This is a genomic window from Shimia gijangensis, from assembly GCF_900142085.1.
Lineage (GTDB): Bacteria > Pseudomonadota > Alphaproteobacteria > Rhodobacterales > Rhodobacteraceae > Shimia > Shimia gijangensis.
On the sequence record NZ_FQZQ01000014.1, the window covers coordinates 1 to 17,791 of the forward strand.

Genomic DNA, 17,791 nt, shown 5'->3' on the forward strand with positions numbered 1-17,791 from the left:
GGTCAAAACTCTTCGGGTCAAGATTACTCTCCTTTGTTTGCAACCTTGAATCAGAAGTCAGACAAAATGGGAATCCCGAACGTCAACAGCCCCTAAATCTATTCCTAAAGAGATGCTAAGTACCGCCCGTATTCGTTCTTACTGAACAATTTAGCACGCTCCTCCAACTGCGTCCGAGTGATCCAGCCCTGGTCAAAGGCGATCTCGTCGGGGCTGCCGGTTTGTAGGCCCTGGCGTTGCTCCAGTGTGCGCACAAAATTGCCGGCGTCCAAAAGGCTAGCGTGGGTGCCGGTGTCCAGCCAAGCATAACCCCGTCCCATACGTTCTACTGACAGGTTGCCATCATGCAGGTACATCTCAAGAAGTGTGGTGATTTCCAACTCTCCACGCGCCGAAGGCTTGAGCTCTTTGGCCCGCGCAGGCGCATCCTCATCCAGAAAATACAGCCCGGTCACCGCAAAGTTTGACGGCGGCACTTCAGGCTTTTCAATGATCGATATCGCCTGACCGTCAGCGTCAAAATCTACCACCCCATAGCGTTCGGGATCGGCCACGCGATAACCAAACACCGTGCCGCCCATATTCGCCTGATCGGCATGCGTCAAAAGCTCGGGCAGCCCATGGCCAAAGAAAATATTGTCGCCCAGCACCAGCGCCGAGGGAGCACCATCGAGAAAATCTTCAGCCAGAATATAAGCCTGTGCCAGACCGTCGGGGCTGGGCTGCACGATATAGGAAAACTCCATGCCCCACTGGCTGCCATCACCCAGAGTGCGCTGGAACTGCGCCTGATCCTGCGGTGTGGTGATGATCGCCACTTCGCGGATGCCGCCCAGCATCAGCACCGAGATCGGATAATAGATCATCGGTTTGTCATAGATCGGCAACAGCTGCTTTGAGATCCCGATGGTGATCGGATACAGCCGCGTGCCCGAGCCGCCGGCCAGGATTATGCCTTTGCGCTGTGTCATACTTTCAATGCTCCAAGATCGTTTAAAATATCTTTCAGACCAGCGCGCCAGTCCGGGCGCGGAAGACCAAAAACAGTCTCTGTTGTGGCGTTATCCATACGGGAATTCAGCGGACGCACTGCAGGCGTGGGATAGTCCGAGGTTGGAATATCAACCACCTCGCAAGCCGTTCCGCTTTGGGCAAATATCTCACGGGCAAAATCTGCCCAACTCACGTCCGGCCCCCCCGACAGATGATAGGTTCCGGACTTTGACGGGTCTTCGATCAGCTGCCGCGCAACTGCCAGACAGGTGGCAGAAATCGCCGCCGCACAAGTAGGCCCGCCAATCTGATCAGCAACAATGGTCAGCCGGTCACGCTCGGCCCCAAGACGCAACATGGTTTTCACAAAATTATTGCCGTGTGCCGACACCACCCAGGACGTACGCAGAATGGCATGCACGCCACAAGCTGCTCGTACGGCCTCTTCCCCCGCCAGTTTCGAGCGCCCATAGGCTCCTAGGGGACTGGTGGGATGGTCGGGGGTAAAAGGCATCTCCCCCGCCCCGTTAAATACGTAGTCGGTCGAGATGTGCACAAATGGCAGACCGCGGGCGGCACAGGCAAGCGCCATGGCCGCGGGGGCCGCTCCATTGATGGCGGTGGCCAGCGATTCTTCCTCTTCGGCTTTGTCGACCGCCGTATAGGCAGCAGCATTCAGGACAGCTATCGCATCCGTATCAGCAATGCGGGCAGCACAGGCTTGGGGGTTAGAAAGATCCACCTGATCACGCCCCAATGCGATCACCTGATCGCTTTGGCGCTGTAATTCGCGGGCGACCTGTCCGGATGTGCCAAAGACAAGAATACTCATGCCTTCACCCCCAACCGCTCACCAACACCCTGCCGGTTCTGCAGGGCCCACCACCAGACCTCATTGTCTAGATACCATTCTACGGTTTTCTCCAGCCCCTCTTCCACCGTCACACTGGGCCGCCAGCCTAGTTCGGTACGAATGCGGTTGGGATCGATCGCATAGCGCGCATCATGCCCGGGGCGGTCTGCGACAAAGGTGATCTGATCAGCATATGAGCCCGCTGTCTTGGGGCGTTTCTGGTCCAGAATGGCACAGAGCGTTCTCACCAGCTCAAGGTTCGTGCGCTCGTTCTCGCCGCCAATATTATAGCTGCGTCCAACCGCGCCTTTAGCCACCACCAACAAAAGCGCATCGGCATGATCTTCGACATAAAGCCAGTCGCGTATATTGGCACCATCGCCATAGATCGGTAGGTCCTTGCCCGCCAGCGCATTCAAAATGACCACCGGCACCAGCTTTTCTGGAAAATGATAGGGGCCGTAATTGTTGGAACAATTGGTCAGCACCACCGGCAAGCCATAGGTCTCGGCCCAGGCCCGCACCAGATGGTCGCTTGAGGCCTTTGAGGCAGAATAGGGACTACGCGGATCATAAGCCGTGTCTTCGGTGAACTTTACGTCCGGGTTCGCAGGCAGCGAACCAAACACCTCATCCGTCGAGATATGGTGAAAGCGAAACGTCTCCGGTTTACCTTGCGCCACCCAATATGTACGGGCCGCTTCCAGCATGTTGTAAGTGCCGGTGATATTAGTCTCGATGAAGTCGTCAGGCCCATCAATTGACCGGTCCACATGGCTCTCTGCCGCCAGATGCATCACCGCATCGGGCTGATGCGTGGCAAAGACCCGGTCCAGCGCTGCGCGATCGCGAATGTCGACATGTTCAAAAGCATATTCCGGACTGTCGGCCACCTCTGCTACATTGTCGAGACAAGCCGCATAGGTCAGCGCATCCACATTCACCACCTGATAGCCTCGCGCCACCGCAAGACGCACCACAGCCGAGCCAATGAACCCAGCCCCCCCAGTGACAAGAAGTTTCATGCGGTCTGTCCTTCGTACACAAACGGGCTGTCGAAATCGGCCAGCTTTGGTGCTGCCTCGTCTTTGCTGCTCAAGACCGGCGTTCCGTCAAAGCCCCAGTCGACGCCGCAACTGTCCCAATGCACCGCGCCATCGCAGTCCGGCGCATAGTGATCGGTGCATTTATAAATGACCTCGGTCTCGGGCGCGCGGGTCACAAACCCATGTAAAAAACCAGCCGGGATCCACAATTGTTTTCCATTCTCATAACTCAGTTCTTCGCCGACCCATTTGCCGTAGGTGGGGGAGCCTTTGCGCACATCCACCGCCACATCAAACAAACAGCCCCGCCCGCATCGCACCAATTTTCCCTGGGCATGGGGCGGGGATTGAAAATGCAGCCCTCGAACGGTGCCGACATCAAGGCTCATGGAGTGATTGTCCTGAACAAAATCAATATCCAGGCCCGCCTCAAACATGCGGTTGCGGTTCCAGCTTTCGGAAAAAAATCCGCGATTGTCACCAAACCGAGCAGGGCGTAGGATTTTCACATCAAAAAGAGATGTTGCTTCAATATTTAACATGTTCAATTTCCAAAAATGCTCTCTGCACTTCATAATCGCCGGGAAGAGGCGGGTAAAGTTTTTACGTATCATTCCTGAACAAGCTGGCACTAAGGCCTCTTTGCAATCCAATTATCCAAAATGTTCGCAAAAATGAAATCTGCCAAGCTGTCATTCGCTCGACCGAACTTAAATCTAAATTACCAAATAATGTGAGCCACTTCCCAATCATTGGACAGGATCTGGAAAAGTATAGCCCGGTCACCGCGTGAGGCGACGGCGCCTTGTTCGGCTTTTCCTCAATGCCCCGGGCCGTGCCGTCGGTGGCCAAATCTACCACGCCATAACGCTCGGGATCGACCACGCTGCAACCAAACGCCGTGCCGCCAGTCTGACGGGCACCTGCGGCCGCCAAAGACACCTTGGGCAAGTGGGTTGAAGAGTACACTCCTGACGCCGAAGGCCGAGATATCGCCTGACCTATACGGCGTAGTAAGATCGAAACCAGTCGACAAAATTTGCAACACCTTCGCGAAGCTCAGTCTTGGAACGCTTTCCTGACAGCTCGTCCAGCAATCTTGCAGAAGCCCAGGTTGCCGGTACGTCACCGGGCTGCATGGGCATGAAATTCTTGACAGCTTCCTGCCCGATGGCGTCTTCGATGGCTTCGACAAAAGCCATCAGCTGTACTGGTTGGCCGTTGCCAATATTAACCACTCGCCAGGGCGCAACGGCGCTCAGACTGTCGGCATCACTTACAGGCTCACCGTCCACTGCGGGCGCAACACCAACGAGCGCTACAATACTCGCAACCAGATCATCAATATAGGTAAAGTCACGGCTCATATCGCCGTGGTTGTAAATATCAATTGGCGTTCCTTCCAAAATGGCTTTTGTGAACTTGAACAGCGCCATGTCAGGACGCCCCCAAGGGCCATACACGGTAAAAAATCGGAACATTGTTACTGGTAGGTGATACAAATGCGCATACGAGTGGGCCATGGACTCGGTGGCCTTTTTCGTCGCTGCATAGAACGACATTTGACTGTCGGCTTTGTGAGTCTCGGCATATGGCATTTCGGTGTTTGCACCATAAGCGGACGAAGTTGAGGCCAGCAGCATATGCGCAGGCGGAAAGGCTCGCGCAGCTTCCAATAACTCAAAAGTTCCGACCAGATTGGACTCAACATAGGACCGAGGCTCATCTATCGAGTACCGCACACCCGCCTGCGCCGCCAAATGGATTACAACCTGCGGCTGATGTCTTTCAAACAAGGACATCAATAGACCGGAATCTTCTAACCGACCAATCACAGGCACAAACCGTCCGAACTCCGCTAGCATTTCATGACGTTTTTCTTTCAATGATACGTCATAATAGTCCGTCATCGCGTCCAACCCGACAACTGTCCAGCCGTCCTGTAAAAGAAGCTTCGCAACATGAAAGCCGATAAATCCGGCAGAGCCGGTCACCAATGCCGTACGGGTTTCAACGCTCATCACTCAATCTCCGTGGTACCAAATACGCTATTCATCAACTAATCGGCGCTGCTCAGCAATGCGCAATTTCTCGTCCTTTAACCGACGGCCAAAGGACGTGATACGAAATAACGGTTGCGACCGTATTGAACGACCAAACAAGCCGCCGCAATGCTCCCAATAGCCGTCTTCGTGAAATCGCACACGGTGATAAAGCCCGGTTAAAGAAAACAAAAACAAAGACACGTTTCGACCTTGTCCAACCTCATCCCGAGCACGCTGACGCAATCGTCGTGCGTTGGGCCGTCTGCCTGCGACAACAACGGGCGATCTTGCTGTGCTCTTCGGAAACTTACGAAACCCTTCTGACGCTCTCGGAATTTTGCAAAGCGCACCCAGCGGGCGTTTCAACCCTTCGGCATGTCCTTTGCGCAGCCCAGTCATCAGGCAGCGAACGTCCCGAGGCTCCAGATCTCCACTTTGCAAAAACCGCAAAGCGCGCCGCTTTTGATTTTCACAAAATTTCCGCCAGACATCCGAATGTTGGCTCGCCGGACAGTGCTTGCGAAGGAAAACCGCGGTGCTGGCGCCAATCTGAAATAAGTCACCCGGCACCCGATTTGCCCGTCGGGTCGCATTCGGCAAGTATCCATGGTGAACTTCGGCCAAAGGCACAATGGCCGTCGCACACCCTTTTGCAGCAAGTCGAAAGTTCAGGTCGGTTTCGTCATAGTAATAGTGATAGGCCGGATCAAAACCGCCCAGTTCAGACAAAAGATCGCGCCGTACCGCCATATTGGTGCCCTCTGTCTTTATCGCACGGCCTTCATTGGGATGCAGAATAGTTGCGCGTACCTCATCAACAATCAATTCATGAGTTTCACCCGTGACATCAACGGTCTGCGCCTTCCACTGGAAAGAAATACCATTTCGACCCCGCACAAAACCACCCGCTGCAGCCACATCTGGGTCTTCGGCAAAAGGCGCACAGAGATGGGTTAGCCAGGTTGGTTCTGGTACTGCATCGTCATCAATAAAAGCCACAACTTCACCTGCGGCCTGCGCCACCCCAAGATTGCGCGCTGCGGAAATGTTGGCTTCGTCAAACGGGATTAATTTGACCGATTGCGCCCACGGGCTTTCTTGAACCGCCGCGACCCCGCCGGGATCGGTCACTACGCAGATTTCAAAGCAAGGATAGTACAGCTGTGACACTCCGGTCAGGCAGCGCAGCAGAGCCTTGGGGCGTCCCCGGCTGACCACAACTACGCTGACCGGAGGTAATGTCATGGCGTGCCCATTTCCGCCATCATCGCTTCGATCCGAGGCACGTCTTCGGGGTTGTTCAACTCCCAAAATTGACGCCCGCGCGCTTCGACTTCAACGCACAAAACTTTATGGCCGTGCTCCATAAACCGAAGTTGCTCCAACCCTTCCAGGTTTTCAAGCGGGCCCGGTTGCCAACGTGGGTAAGCGCCCAGCGCTGAGGGGCGATACGCATAAACGCCAACGTGATGAAACACCGGCGTTTCAGCATCATCTGCATAGGATTCCGTTGTAAACGGCACCACTTCTTTTGAGAAATACATCGCGTGATGTTCTTTGGTGAACACTGCTGTCGTACCACCAACACGGTCTGCTTTGCGGTCTTCCAGAAATCCGTTCAATGCACGTCCGTCACACCGCAATACAGGTGTTGCGACCTCGGCCACAGGATCGCGGCGCAAGCCTGCAACCAGTTCTTCGATGAACCATGCCGGCGTTAGCGGCGCGTCCCCCTGAAGATTGACAACCACATCAAAACCGCCACCCAGATTGTCATAAGCTTCAGCACAGCGTTCGGTTCCGTTGGCACAGGTCTCAGACGTCATCACAACCTCGGCCCCAAAGGCTTCGGACGCCGCGCGAATGCGGTCGTCGTCCGTGGCCACCACGACCCGATCAACGCCCTTCACTTCGCAAGCCGCTTCCCATGAGCGCTGGATCAGGCTTTTGGACTCACCCGTCGCCCCTGTCAGCGTTGCCAGCGGTTTGCCGGGATAACGAGTCGACGCATAACGCGCCGGGATAGCGATCAGAACAGACATCAGGCCTCTTTCAACTCTACATTTGGTGCATAGGCGATGAAGAATGGATTGGCGAAATCCTCCTTACCGTAAGTGAGAGGAGAATGATCGTCAAAGCGTACAACATTTCCACCGGCTCCGAGCAAAACCGCGTGTCCAGCGGCTGTGTCCCATTCCATTGTGCGTCCTACTCGCGGATAAATGTCGGCTTCGCCTGTCGCGATAAGGCAAAACTTGAGAGACGACCCAGCACTTTTCATGTCTTTGACGTTGTACTTGTTGATATAGTCATCCGTCGCCTGATCACGGTGAGACTTTGACGCGACAATGAATAGGCCCGCGTTGTTACTGTCTGCTACATTGATCGGAGTGGTTTTCCCAATCGTGTCCAACGCAAAATCACCAGTCTCTTCGACCGCCTGACCATCCGCCTGCGTAAAAAACATCCGCTCTTTGGCAGGTGCATAAACGACCCCGCGCTGAGGTACTCCGTTTTCAACATAGGCAATGTTTACCGTGAAATCGCCGCGACGGTGGATAAACTCTTTGGTACCATCCAACGGGTCCACGATCAGGAATGTATCGCCCTTTTTGGCATGGCTGTCAGCCTGCTCTTCCGTCACCAGCATGACATCTGGAAACACATCAACCAGGCCTGCAGAAATGATCGCATCTGCCGCTTCGTCGGCTGCCGTTACTGGGCTGTCGTCGGACTTTACCTTGACGTCGAAATCGTCGGAATTGTAGATTTCCATGATCTTTGCGCCTGCTTCGATTGCAAGTCGGCGCATGATAGGAATAAGCAGATTATGATCCAAAAGTTTCCTCCAAATGCAGGTTGTTGAAATTGATGGTTCGGCCCCTTATGCTCTGCACGTAACGGAACGGCAAGAAATCCATGCCATAACAAGATCCAATCAACAGACCCTGAGGCCATGTTTCAACAACCGGTTCCCCAAAATGGAATGTCCAGCGCGGTCAGTCTTCTTGAACTGATCTACCATTCTGCTGTGCGAAATGTCCGTAAAACACACGGGAATGCCGTGATGTCGATTGTCATGAACATGCTGCAAGCCGCCATTTTTGTTTTGGCATTCTACGTAATGTTTTCGGTTTTGGGGCTGCGCGGTGCGGCACTACGGGGTGATTTCCTGCTGTACATTATGTCTGGGATCTTTCTTTTCCTGACGCATACAAAAACAGTTGGCGCGGTTGCGGGGGCAGAGGGCCCGTCATCTCCAATGATGAAGCACGCGCCAATGAATACGATTGTTTCGATTGCTGCTGCCGCGCTCAGTACACTCTACATTCAGGTACTTTCGCTGTTCTCAATTCTGTTCATTTATCACGTCGCCTTTACGCCTTTCGAGATTGATAACCCCATAGGCGCATTCTCAATGCTGCTGTTGTCATGGTTTACAGGCATCGCAATCGGGGTGGTTCTTTTAGCGCTCAAGCCGTGGTTTCCGACCTTTGTTGGCATCGCCACAACAATCTACCAGCGCGCCAACATGATTGCATCCGGCAAGATGTTCGTGGCCAACACATTGCCGACTTTCATGCTGAACATGTTTGACTGGAACCCGCTGTTCCACTGTATTGATCAATCCCGGGGTTTCGCGTTCATCAACTACGCCCCTCGGAATTCGAGCGTGGAGTATCCTTTGTATCTCGGACTCATACTACTGATGATCGGCCTCATGGGTGAGTTTTACACACGCAAACACGCTTCAATCAGCTGGGATGCAAGACGATGAAAAACCTTCTGTTTCTGATTTTTTGGATCTTCAGTCCTGCGATCCTTTTGGCCAGTGAGTTTCCATTGCTTTTTGACGTAACAGATGTGGCATCTGATGATGTGTTGAACGTGCGGGAAGATCCCAGCCCAAATTCAGAGATTTGGGGAACGATTGCATTTAACGAGCGCAACGTTGAAGTGATTGGCCTGTCTGAAGACCGTAAATGGGGGCAAATAAACTCAGGCGAAATCTCTGGCTGGGTGTCCATGCGGTATTTGTCACCTGTGCCGGATGCCGATTGGTTTTTGTCTTCTGCACAGTTGAGATGCGGAGGCACTGAACCCTTCTGGGACATGACCATGAACGCGCCCTCTCAAGGCGTTGCGTCTTTTCAGGCAATGGTCGAAGAAACACCGCGAGTCTACAGCATCGACTGGCATGGCGGTCAAATCGCGCGCATGAACAACGTGATCGGGCTTGGTGGCAGGAACACTGACGGCCCCAATGGTTTCTCGGCCGTTATTCGCCGAACTGACTGCCATGACGGTATGTCAGATATGAGCTTTGGACTGGCAATTGATTTGTTTTTGCATGGAGATGGTGCGCCTGAAGGCTACGAGGGCTGCTGCTCTATTCGCCCCTAATCCACCACACGCAAGGTCAGGTTGATCCTTCCGCCTTTTGGCAACAGTCGCGATGACCGAAATCGAATGCGATCTACCCCATGATGGGCAAGCCGGGCGTCGCCACCCATCACAACAACATCACCTGATTGCAACCAAAGTGACTCGGTCTTACCGCCTCGGGAGATATTTCCCATTCGGAACAGGCCCTCGTCGCCAAGCGAAACAGACACGACAGGCCAGTCAAAACTACCTTCATCCTTATCTTGGTGCAGACCCATCCGCGCACCTTCCCCGTAGAAGTTCACCAAACAACAATCCGGCTTCCGTTTTACCCCAGAGACCTCTTTCCAGATGGACTCAACAGATGCGGGAATTTCCGGCCACTTCGACCCGCTTGGGTGGTGATCCTGATATCTGTATCCTTTTTGGTCCGTTACCCAGCCCATCTGACCCGCTGAGGTCATTTGAACGGACATCGGCCTGCCACCGGGCGTAACAGGGTCAGAAAATGGCGCGATCCGGGCAATCGTCCTCAGATCGGCAATCAAAGCGATCTGCGATGCCAGATCAAGCATTCCGCGATAAACCTGAAATCCTTTAATTGTCAGCGGCGATACCATGCACAAATGTCTCCCTATTAATCACACTTAGCAAAAAACATCGGATTCTTACCATTCAAGGGAAATCTGATGCTTGCAGGGCCTTTTTTGCCTCCCTATATACCCTGCGAAGCGTAATGGGCTGTGCCCGTTACAAACTGGATCGGGGCTTGGATGCCAAAACGGGTCCGCCCTGGATAAATCGCCTTAATTAAGAAGGGATCGAAAATGAGCAAAGTAATTGGTATCGACCTCGGTACAACAAACTCGTGTGTTGCCATCATGGATGGTTCGCAACCCAAAGTGATCGAAAACGCGGAAGGTGCACGCACCACGCCGTCGATCGTTGCTTTCACAGATGACGAGCGCCTTGTAGGCCAGCCAGCGAAACGTCAGGCCGTCACCAACCCGGAAAACACTGTCTTTGGTGTAAAGCGCCTGATTGGTCGTCGCTTTGATGACGCGGATCTGGCCAAAGACCTCAAGAACATGCCGTTCAACGTCATCAATGGCGGCAATGGCGATGCTTGGGTTGAAGCCAAAACAGAAAAATACAGCCCCTCGCAAATCTCGGCTTTCATTCTTGGTAAAATGAAAGAAACCGCCGAGAGCTATCTTGGCGAAGAAGTCACGCAGGCCGTTATCACGGTTCCTGCCTACTTTAACGACGCTCAGCGTCAGGCCACAAAAGACGCCGGCAAAATTGCTGGCCTCGAAGTGCTGCGTATCATCAACGAACCAACCGCCGCCGCTCTGGCCTATGGTCTGGACAAGGAAGAAACCCACACTATCGCGGTTTATGACCTTGGTGGCGGTACCTTCGACGTAACCATCCTTGAGATCGACGATGGTCTGTTCGAAGTAAAATCGACCAACGGCGACACGTTTCTTGGTGGCGAAGACTTTGACATGCGCATCGTCAACTATCTGGCCGAGCAGTTCAAAAAAGAGCACAACGTCGACCTGACCAAAGACAAGATGGCCCTGCAGCGTCTGAAAGAAGCAGCAGAGAAAGCCAAGATCGAACTGTCTTCGTCGTCGCAAACCGAAATCAACCAGCCGTTCATCTCCATGGACCCGAACTCTGGCACGCCGCTGCACATGGTCATCAAACTGACTCGCGCCAAGCTGGAATCGCTAGTGGGTGACCTGATCAAAGCCTCGCTGAAGCCTTGTCAGGCTGCGTTGAAAGACGCTGGCATGTCTGCCAACGAAATCGACGAGATCGTTCTGGTAGGCGGGATGACCCGTATGCCGCGTGTCAAAGATGAAGTGACCAAATTCTTCGGCAAAGAACCTCATCAGGGTGTGAACCCTGACGAAGTGGTTGCCATGGGTGCCGCAATTCAGGCTGGCGTTCTGCAAGGCGACGTCAAAGACGTTGTTCTTCTGGATGTCACTCCGCTGTCGTTGGGTATTGAAACCTTGGGTGGCGTGTTCACGCGCTTGATCGATCGCAACACAACGATCCCAACCAAGAAGAGCCAAATCTTCTCAACCGCCGAAGACAATCAGAACGCCGTCACAATCCGCGTGTTCCAGGGCGAACGTGAAATGGCAGCCGACAACAAAATCCTCGGCCAGTTCAACCTTGAAAGCATCCCGCCAGCACCGCGCGGCATGCCGCAGATCGAAGTGACTTTTGATATCGATGCCAACGGTATTGTATCGGTCGGCGCGTCGGACAAAGGCACTGGCAAAGAGCAAAAGATCACCATTCAAGCGTCGGGTGGTTTGTCGGATGACGACATCGATAAGATGGTCAAAGACGCCGAAGAGAACGCTGAAGCCGATAAAGAACGTCGCGAGCTGATCGAAGCCCGCAACCAAGCTGAATCGCTGATCCACTCGACCGAAAAATCGGTGGAAGAGCATTCGGACAAGGTTGATCCAACCACGGTTGAAGCGATTGAATTGGCCATTGCGGCCTTGCGCGACGACCTTGAGAAGGAAGACACCGCGGCGGATAAGATCAAATCGGGCATCCAAAACGTGACCGAAGCCGCCATGAAACTTGGTGAGGCTATTTACAAAGCCAGCCAGGAAGAGGCCGGAGACGAGCCTATGGCGGCAGATGAAGCCGGAGACGACGATATCGTCGACGCCGACTTTGAAGATTTGGATGACGACAAGCGCTAAGCGCGCATTCGGAAATGAATTGGGGCCGGTCCGGTTGCCGGACCGGCCCCACATCTTTCCGGCCAAAGGAGTAACCCATGGCAAAACGTGACTTCTACGAGGTGCTTGGCGTCAGCAAAGGGGCTTCTGCGGACGAGATCAAAAAAGGCTATCGCAAAAAGGCCAAAGAACTCCATCCCGACCGCAACGCTGACAATCCGGAATCCGAGGCCCAGTTCAAAGAAGCGAACGAAGCCTATGAAATACTGAAGGACGGCGACAAGAAAGCTGCCTATGATCGTTACGGCCACGCTGCCTTTGAAGGTGGTATGGGTGGCGGCCATCCCGGCGGAGGTTTTGGTGGTGGTCAAGGCGACTTTTCCAGCGCATTTTCGGATGTGTTTGACGATCTCTTCGGTGATTTTATGGGCGGCGGCGGCGGTGGGCGTGGTGGACGCCAGCGCGCAGCGCGTGGCTCGGATCTACGCTACAACCTGCACGTCACATTGGAAGATGCTTTTGCTGGAATGCAGAAAACAATCAACGTGCCAACGTCGGTACAGTGTGAACCCTGCAATGGCACAGGTGCTGAAGGCGGTGCAGAACCGGCTACCTGTCCAACCTGTTCCGGAATGGGCAAAGTTCGCGCTCAGCAAGGGTTTTTCACCGTTGAGCGCACCTGCCCGACCTGTTCGGGTCTGGGGCAGATCATCAAGAATCCTTGTAAACAATGTGCCGGCCAGGGCCGCGTTGAAAAAGACCGCGCTTTGTCGGTGAACATTCCTGCGGGCGTAGAAACCGGTACGCGCATTCGTCTTGCTGGCGAGGGTGAAGCCGGTATGCGGGGCGGACCAGCGGGTGATCTCTATATCTTTATCGAAGTGGCCCAACATGAACTGTTTGAGCGCGAAGGCACCAATCTGTTCTGCCGTGTACCGGTATCCATGACCACAGCTGCGCTGGGTGGCGATATTGAAGTTCCCACAATCGATGGCGGCCGCAGTCGGGTGAAAATCCCCGGTGGATCGCAATCAGGGCGCCAGATGCGGCTTCGAAGCAAAGGTATGCCTGCGTTGCGCGGCGGTGGAGCCGGTGACATGTTTATCGAAATGGCAATCGAGACTCCGGTCAATCTGACCAGCCGTCAAAAAGAGATTTTGCGTGAGTTCGAAGAACTGTCCGAGGAAAACAATCCCGAAAGCAGCAGCTTTTTCAAATCGGTCAAAAGCTTCTGGGATTCCATGAAGGGCTAAGACAACAAGGGCGGGGTATAGCCCGCCCTTTTACATTTTGTACGTGAAGATTATTACTCGGTCGTTGGAGCGATCAAATACATCGCTTTGAGGGCGATTCCGGGCCGAGCCCCAGGGATTTCACCCTCCAAAATGCGAACCATTTCACCTCTCGCATACATTTCTGAAATAGTTCTATCCACAAGAAGCCGGAACTCGGAATCTCCTCGCGCAAGCGCCAGACCCTGTTTTTCAAGGGTTAGTATTTCAGAAAGCATCTTTAGTTCATTCGCTTTTGCACTTGCCATACGCAGCCCGGAGAGAATGGATTGATCTGCAAAATAGGCATCTATCTCGTTGCTTTCGAGAGCCGCCATGCCCAATCTGTGCGAGCTGAAAGTATAGACCTTGGCGTCCATACCGGCCGCCTTAACTGAGTTGTTTAAGGCTTGCTCGGTCGTTGTATCCTTGCGCACACCTAACTTTTTGCCCGCAAGTTCCTGAAAGCTATCCGGTGAGTCATTGTGAACGATAAGCGACGTTCCATCCACAAACGTCGGTATCGAGAAATCAACCAACTCGCGTCGGCTGAGAGTAATGGTGGCCGCGCCGCACAATAGATCAATCTCGCCACTTGCAACCTTGTCAAAGCGATCCGAGGCATCCACCGGAACAAAAATGGCCTCTAGATCCTTCATCTTTAAATGGTTGGCGATGGCCTGACCCAACTGAACACAAATAAGCGGGGAATACCCAGCGGGCTCACCTCCGACTCTTTGATAAGACAGTGGTGCTGCATCAATCCGATACCCAAGCTTGAGTTGCCCCGTTTCTTTGATCCGGTCCAGAGTTTGGGCATGTGCCGGAAAGGCCAGAAGACCAATGGTGAGAAGTGAAAGGAAGAAATTCTTCATAATGTCCCTACTATTTTGCGGACTTTGCCGATTTTGGGCAAAATCGAACTCAATTGACCAATCCTCCCACCAATGTATCGTGCACTCAAGTGGCATTTCCATCAACCTCAGGCCGGTCGGGTGACCGAGCTTAACGCTTCATTCACCTTGTTCAGTCACGATTTGGGCATGTCTGACACGCCTGCCTTTTCTGAAATGCCTTTACCGCTTTTTGAGTCGGATGAAGCTCTGCCCTTACCATTATCCAAGGGAAAACTTCCCTCATACATTTCAAATCACCGCAAACGTCTTCGAGAACGGTTTATTGAAGGTGGCGCAGACGCGCTCCCGGACTATGAAATGTTAGAGCTTGTTTTGTTTCGGGCGGTACCACGTCAGGACGTAAAACCTCTAGCCCACCTTCTGCTTGAGACTTTTGGAGATTTTAATCGCGTACTTTCCGCCTCCGTGGCCCGTTTGGGTGAAGTCAAAGGTGTGGGACAAGCTGTTACTACAGAGCTTAAGATTGTTGAGGCAGCGGCGCAGCGGCTCGCTCGGTCGCGCGTTCTGCAGCGCCAGGTGCTGTCCGGGTGGGACGCATTGATCGACTACTGCCACACAACAATGGCGCACCGTGAGACCGAACAGTTTCGCGTGCTTTACCTTGATCGAAAAAACGTACTGATCGCAGACGAAGAGCAGGCTCAGGGAACAGTTGACCATGTTCCCGTTTATCCCCGTGAGGTTGTGAAGCGCGCGTTAGAGATCAACGCCAGCGCCCTGATACTGGTTCACAACCACCCTTCGGGCGACCCTACGCCATCCGATTCTGACATCACCATGACTCAGCATATTCAACAAGCAGCTGAGGCTTTGAGCATAACGCTGCACGATCATTTGGTGATTGGAAAGTCCCGCGAGCTTAGCTTTCGATCCGAAGGTTATCTCTAGCGCACCCAAACCTCGACACGTCGATTTACCTGACGGCCCCAAGCGCTATCGTCGCAAGCCATGGGCATGGCTTCGCCAAAGGCTTCGACCTCAAGGGACAGGTGGTCAAAATTTGCGGTTTCTGCCGCATCCTTCACCGCTTGACGCACTGTCTCTGCCCGTTTCAAAGCAATCTTGCGGTTGCCGCTGGCAGGTCCATCGCCATCGCTAAAGCCAACAAATACCAGCTTGCGGGCGTCATAGCTTCCGGCCTCAAGCGATCGGGCCAGCTGTTGGACGTTTGACCGTGACTGTGCATCCAACCGTGTTGAGCCCGCCTGAAACCGAAACGACGTTGTCAGACGTTTCATTGTGGCAAGCCGGGCCACCATCCGCTGTAGCTCCTCAAGCGGGACATCTGCGCCCGATGCTGCAATCGCATTGGCAAACCGGGCACCCTGAAGGTTAATCGCCACTTCTTCCGGAGACTGATCCACAAACCCAGCCCGGCGAATAACGATCTGGGCTGACGGGCTGCGCGTATAGGCCAGAAATTCTCGTGCAATCTTGGGCAGGCGACGCGCTGGGAAATACAAGAACATGGGCGCAGTCAGAGGATAGTCTTCGGTTTTGATCGTGCGTCTGGACGCAGCCATCGAAAACCCACAGTCTCCTGTCAACGCTAAGGGTTGCGTGTTTCCGGTTTCGGCATAGCTCGCAATACCAATCGCAAAAGGATCGCGCATCACAGAGGACACCAACGAGATGTTGCGATCATGGCGCAACACACTGTCTGCCGCCACACGGCCCACCGGCTTCATCAGTTGATCCTCAACAGCCTGCGCCATTCCCGAGCTCGCAACCATCAAATTCAACGCAATCGGTGCATTGGGCCCACCTAACTTGGCCCAGTTATCGATTTGGCCGGCAAACACTTGCGCCAGTTGCAGGGGTGACAACGCTCTGACCGGGTTGCCGGGGGACACCACAGCCACCATGCCGTCCAAAGCCAGTACCCGACTACGGTTACTGCCCGTCATATCGCCGAGACCAGCATCATACCCAAGACGCGCTTCGGGTTCGCGAATTTCGCGCAAAGACATGGCAATGTCCGCTTCATCTGCCAAAAGATCAGCAAAACCTTCATCTGAATTTGTGGCGTGAAACTGAAACCGTGCCAAAAGCGCGTCATTGTCCGGATTGAAAAGCTGGTATTCAAACTGCGACAAATCCGAAGTCAAACGAGCCACTTTATATCCGTTGCGCAAAGCAAAGGCCTCAATCAGCGCGGGCATCAACACATCGCCCATTGTCGCCGCACCTGAGATAGACACTTCGGCAACAAAATTTACGAGACTCGGGCAGGCTGGCCCTTCGCAGTTCACCCCGGTGCCATCGACCGTCAGCTCTCCATAAACGGTTTGCACACGATAAAACTCGCCGTCAAATCCTAGAAGCGTGCCTGAAATTTCTACCGAACCGTCCTGAGACGTTAGCGTAACATCTTGTGCACTTGCCGTAGAAAGCCCGAGAAAAAGGAAAAGTGCGGCGCTAAACGCCGCACAAAGGTGTCGCATCAATCAAATCCTGCAATCACTTCTAGTTGGAAGCGATTGTCAGGTCTTCGAGCAAGTTTTTCAACACTAGAAATTCACCTGTCGCCTCGCAATCTGGCAAACTTAGCTCCATTTCATGCGTTCGCAGGTCGCCATCAGGCTGAACTTCGATAGTCTGAGCGCTTACGTGGTTGTTGCAATTTGATGCGGTGACCTCAGCTTCAAGGCTAAGCATCACTGTACCTTCGTTTTGTGCAGTTCCGGATGGAAATGTATAAACTTCGGCAATCAGTGCGTCGGCGGTTTCGGGATTTCCCAATTGTGCCAGGAACCCGCCCTCACCACCTGCGACCGCAGAAACATCACGCGGTCCACCACGCCAGACATGACCTGTCGTTCCGTAGGCTGCACCATATTCACGGGCATGAAGCTCAAGTCCTGTCTGCCCCTTCCATTGCACCGCCACGCGATCATAAAATGTCAGAGAATCCACTGTCGTCTGCGCCACTGCACCATCACCGTTCGTAAAGGCCACGACAAATACAGCCTTTTCAGATAGGGCAGGAACCGCGACGTTCAGATCTCCATCAACCCCAACAATTTCGGTGAACTTCAGGCCACTATGGTGAATTGTCACCCGATCACCGGAAAGGCAGGGTGCCAACAATGTTAAATTCACCATTGCTGCGGCCCCAGACTCGGCTGTGAGGGACGGCTTGCAATTCAAAAACGGTGTGCTTTCCTCCTGAGGCAAAACACCAACCGGCTTATCTCGTGACACCAAAAGAACAACAGGCTGCGCAGGCAACGCCTGGTGTGCAACTGCGTCTTGTGGAGGCACCGGGATAGCAGAGGGAACGTAGTTTTGATCGGGTTGGATTTCAGTCGTTCCCGACAGGCTGGCTTGCGTCGCATCACTGGTCGCCACCGGAGTTTTTGCTTTCGGTAACCGGTGGGCGGCATAACTTGGTTCACTGGTCTGCATGAGAAAACCAATGGAGATAGCCACCGAAAAAGTCGCTCCGGCAAGTGCGTACCGACGATATACGTTAATGTTTTCTTCCGACATCTATGACTCCAAACTCACTCTGCCCCGCGAGAATAGATGTCATCAAAAAAGGGCGCTCATATGGCGCCCTT

General features: G+C 53.6%; 17 protein-coding genes and 1 pseudogene. 5 read left to right on the forward strand and 13 right to left on the reverse strand.

Annotated features, from left to right (window positions below; translation table 11 throughout):
* Positions 1-104 precede the first annotated feature (104 nt).
* The 9 genes and pseudogenes from rfbA to cysQ all read right to left on the reverse strand — a co-directional run bounded on the left by rfbA (position 105) and on the right by cysQ (position 7,749).
* Positions 105-971 (reverse strand): glucose-1-phosphate thymidylyltransferase RfbA, encoded by an 867-nt coding sequence (gene rfbA, locus BUC32_RS12585; RefSeq protein WP_073253285.1) that lies wholly within the window; start codon positions 969-971, stop codon positions 105-107.
* Positions 968-1,825, reverse strand: a complete 858-nt coding sequence (gene rfbD / locus BUC32_RS12590; protein ID WP_073253287.1) for a dTDP-4-dehydrorhamnose reductase — start codon at positions 1,823-1,825, stop codon at positions 968-970. The genes rfbA and rfbD overlap by 4 nt, the downstream gene beginning before the upstream one ends.
* Positions 1,822-2,871, reverse strand: coding sequence for a dTDP-glucose 4,6-dehydratase (gene rfbB, locus BUC32_RS12595; protein ID WP_073253289.1), 1,050 nt, complete (start codon positions 2,869-2,871; stop codon positions 1,822-1,824). The genes rfbD and rfbB overlap by 4 nt, the downstream gene beginning before the upstream one ends.
* The gene (rfbC, locus tag BUC32_RS12600; protein WP_073253292.1) at positions 2,868-3,434 is read right to left on the reverse strand and encodes a dTDP-4-dehydrorhamnose 3,5-epimerase; all 567 of its coding nucleotides are present in this window, start codon (positions 3,432-3,434) and stop codon (positions 2,868-2,870) included. Before rfbC ends, rfbB begins: the two co-directional genes overlap by 4 nt.
* 226 nt (positions 3,435-3,660) lie before the next feature.
* Positions 3,661-3,843, reverse strand: a pseudogene (locus tag BUC32_RS20960) (sugar phosphate nucleotidyltransferase); the annotation flags it as partial.
* A 50-nt stretch (positions 3,844-3,893) separates the two neighbouring features.
* Complete coding sequence (locus BUC32_RS12610) at positions 3,894-4,913, reverse strand: NAD-dependent epimerase/dehydratase family protein (protein ID WP_073253297.1); 1,020 nt, start codon at positions 4,911-4,913, stop codon at positions 3,894-3,896.
* Positions 4,914-4,940: 27 nt separating this feature from the next.
* Positions 4,941-6,182, reverse strand: coding sequence for a glycosyltransferase family 2 protein (locus BUC32_RS12615; RefSeq protein ID WP_073253299.1), 1,242 nt, complete (start codon positions 6,180-6,182; stop codon positions 4,941-4,943).
* Entirely contained in the window at positions 6,179-6,979 is an 801-nt protein-coding gene (locus tag BUC32_RS12620; protein WP_073253301.1) for a 3-deoxy-manno-octulosonate cytidylyltransferase, read from the reverse strand. Before BUC32_RS12620 ends, BUC32_RS12615 begins: the two co-directional genes overlap by 4 nt.
* Positions 6,979-7,749: a 3'(2'),5'-bisphosphate nucleotidase CysQ gene (gene cysQ / locus BUC32_RS12625; RefSeq protein WP_407695250.1), complete on the reverse strand. Its 771-nt coding sequence runs from the start codon at positions 7,747-7,749 to the stop codon at positions 6,979-6,981. Before cysQ ends, BUC32_RS12620 begins: the two co-directional genes overlap by 1 nt.
* 144 nt (positions 7,750-7,893) lie before the next feature.
* Here cysQ and BUC32_RS12630 point away from each other — a divergent pair, with 144 nt between their 5' ends.
* Both BUC32_RS12630 and BUC32_RS12635 read left to right on the forward strand, forming a co-directional pair.
* On the forward strand, positions 7,894-8,715 hold the full coding sequence (locus BUC32_RS12630) for an ABC transporter permease (RefSeq protein WP_073253306.1): 822 nt from the start codon (positions 7,894-7,896) through the stop codon (positions 8,713-8,715).
* The gene (locus BUC32_RS12635; RefSeq protein WP_073253309.1) at positions 8,712-9,341 is read left to right on the forward strand and encodes an SH3 domain-containing protein; all 630 of its coding nucleotides are present in this window, start codon (positions 8,712-8,714) and stop codon (positions 9,339-9,341) included. The genes BUC32_RS12630 and BUC32_RS12635 overlap by 4 nt, the downstream gene beginning before the upstream one ends.
* Here BUC32_RS12635 and BUC32_RS12640 read toward each other — a convergent pair.
* Positions 9,338-9,943, reverse strand: coding sequence for an alpha-ketoglutarate-dependent dioxygenase AlkB family protein (locus BUC32_RS12640; RefSeq protein ID WP_073253313.1), 606 nt, complete (start codon positions 9,941-9,943; stop codon positions 9,338-9,340). The two genes, BUC32_RS12635 and BUC32_RS12640, sit on opposite strands and share 4 nt — an antisense overlap.
* Positions 9,944-10,150: 207 nt before the next feature.
* On the opposite strand from BUC32_RS12640, the gene dnaK reads away from it, so the two are divergent.
* A complete protein-coding gene (dnaK, locus tag BUC32_RS12645) occupies positions 10,151-12,061 on the forward strand; it encodes a molecular chaperone DnaK (protein WP_073253316.1) in 1,911 nt (636 codons plus the stop codon).
* 77 nt (positions 12,062-12,138) lie between these two features.
* Positions 12,139-13,293: a molecular chaperone DnaJ gene (gene dnaJ / locus BUC32_RS12650; RefSeq protein ID WP_073253319.1), complete on the forward strand. Its 1,155-nt coding sequence runs from the start codon at positions 12,139-12,141 to the stop codon at positions 13,291-13,293.
* A 53-nt stretch (positions 13,294-13,346) separates the two neighbouring features.
* Here the strand turns inward: dnaJ and BUC32_RS12655 are convergent, their stop codons facing one another.
* Positions 13,347-14,288: an amino acid ABC transporter substrate-binding protein gene (locus BUC32_RS12655; RefSeq protein WP_245815181.1), complete on the reverse strand. Its 942-nt coding sequence runs from the start codon at positions 14,286-14,288 to the stop codon at positions 13,347-13,349.
* 66 nt (positions 14,289-14,354) lie between these two features.
* Here BUC32_RS12655 and radC point away from each other — a divergent pair, with 66 nt between their 5' ends.
* Positions 14,355-15,116: a RadC family protein gene (radC, locus tag BUC32_RS12660; protein ID WP_073253595.1), complete on the forward strand. Its 762-nt coding sequence runs from the start codon at positions 14,355-14,357 to the stop codon at positions 15,114-15,116.
* Here radC and BUC32_RS12665 read toward each other — a convergent pair.
* Positions 15,113-16,672 (reverse strand): substrate-binding domain-containing protein, encoded by a 1,560-nt coding sequence (locus BUC32_RS12665; protein WP_073253325.1) that lies wholly within the window; start codon positions 16,670-16,672, stop codon positions 15,113-15,115. The two genes, radC and BUC32_RS12665, sit on opposite strands and share 4 nt — an antisense overlap.
* Positions 16,673-16,694: 22 nt before the next feature.
* Positions 16,695-17,720 carry a hypothetical protein gene (locus tag BUC32_RS12670; protein WP_073253328.1) on the reverse strand — a complete coding sequence of 342 codons (1,026 nt, stop codon included), beginning with the start codon at positions 17,718-17,720 and terminating at the stop codon, positions 16,695-16,697.
* Positions 17,721-17,791 lie beyond the last annotated feature (71 nt).

What these genes read in the sequence shown, in the direction of transcription:
- rfbA (WP_073253285.1), bottom strand. Translation starts at nt 971, where the DNA reads ATGACACAGCGCAAAGGCATAATCCTGGCCGGCGGCTCGGGCACGCGG.
- rfbD (WP_073253287.1), bottom strand. Translation starts at nt 1,825, where the DNA reads ATGAGTATTCTTGTCTTTGGCACATCCGGACAGGTCGCCCGCGAATTA.
- rfbB (WP_073253289.1), bottom strand. Translation starts at nt 2,871, where the DNA reads ATGAAACTTCTTGTCACTGGGGGGGCTGGGTTCATTGGCTCGGCTGTG.
- rfbC (WP_073253292.1), bottom strand. Translation starts at nt 3,434, where the DNA reads ATGTTAAATATTGAAGCAACATCTCTTTTTGATGTGAAAATCCTACGC.
- BUC32_RS12610 (WP_073253297.1), bottom strand. Translation starts at nt 4,913, where the DNA reads ATGAGCGTTGAAACCCGTACGGCATTGGTGACCGGCTCTGCCGGATTT.
- BUC32_RS12615 (WP_073253299.1), bottom strand. Translation starts at nt 6,182, where the DNA reads ATGACATTACCTCCGGTCAGCGTAGTTGTGGTCAGCCGGGGACGCCCC.
- BUC32_RS12620 (WP_073253301.1), bottom strand. Translation starts at nt 6,979, where the DNA reads ATGTCTGTTCTGATCGCTATCCCGGCGCGTTATGCGTCGACTCGTTAT.
- cysQ (WP_407695250.1), bottom strand. Translation starts at nt 7,749, where the DNA reads ATGCGCCGACTTGCAATCGAAGCAGGCGCAAAGATCATGGAAATCTAC.
- BUC32_RS12630 (WP_073253306.1), top strand. Translation starts at nt 7,894, where the DNA reads ATGTTTCAACAACCGGTTCCCCAAAATGGAATGTCCAGCGCGGTCAGT.
- BUC32_RS12635 (WP_073253309.1), top strand. Translation starts at nt 8,712, where the DNA reads ATGAAAAACCTTCTGTTTCTGATTTTTTGGATCTTCAGTCCTGCGATC.
- BUC32_RS12640 (WP_073253313.1), bottom strand. Translation starts at nt 9,943, where the DNA reads ATGGTATCGCCGCTGACAATTAAAGGATTTCAGGTTTATCGCGGAATG.
- dnaK (WP_073253316.1), top strand. Translation starts at nt 10,151, where the DNA reads ATGAGCAAAGTAATTGGTATCGACCTCGGTACAACAAACTCGTGTGTT.
- dnaJ (WP_073253319.1), top strand. Translation starts at nt 12,139, where the DNA reads ATGGCAAAACGTGACTTCTACGAGGTGCTTGGCGTCAGCAAAGGGGCT.
- BUC32_RS12655 (WP_245815181.1), bottom strand. Translation starts at nt 14,288, where the DNA reads ATGGAAATGCCACTTGAGTGCACGATACATTGGTGGGAGGATTGGTCA.
- radC (WP_073253595.1), top strand. Translation starts at nt 14,355, where the DNA reads ATGTCTGACACGCCTGCCTTTTCTGAAATGCCTTTACCGCTTTTTGAG.
- BUC32_RS12665 (WP_073253325.1), bottom strand. Translation starts at nt 16,672, where the DNA reads ATGCGACACCTTTGTGCGGCGTTTAGCGCCGCACTTTTCCTTTTTCTC.
- BUC32_RS12670 (WP_073253328.1), bottom strand. Translation starts at nt 17,720, where the DNA reads ATGTCGGAAGAAAACATTAACGTATATCGTCGGTACGCACTTGCCGGA.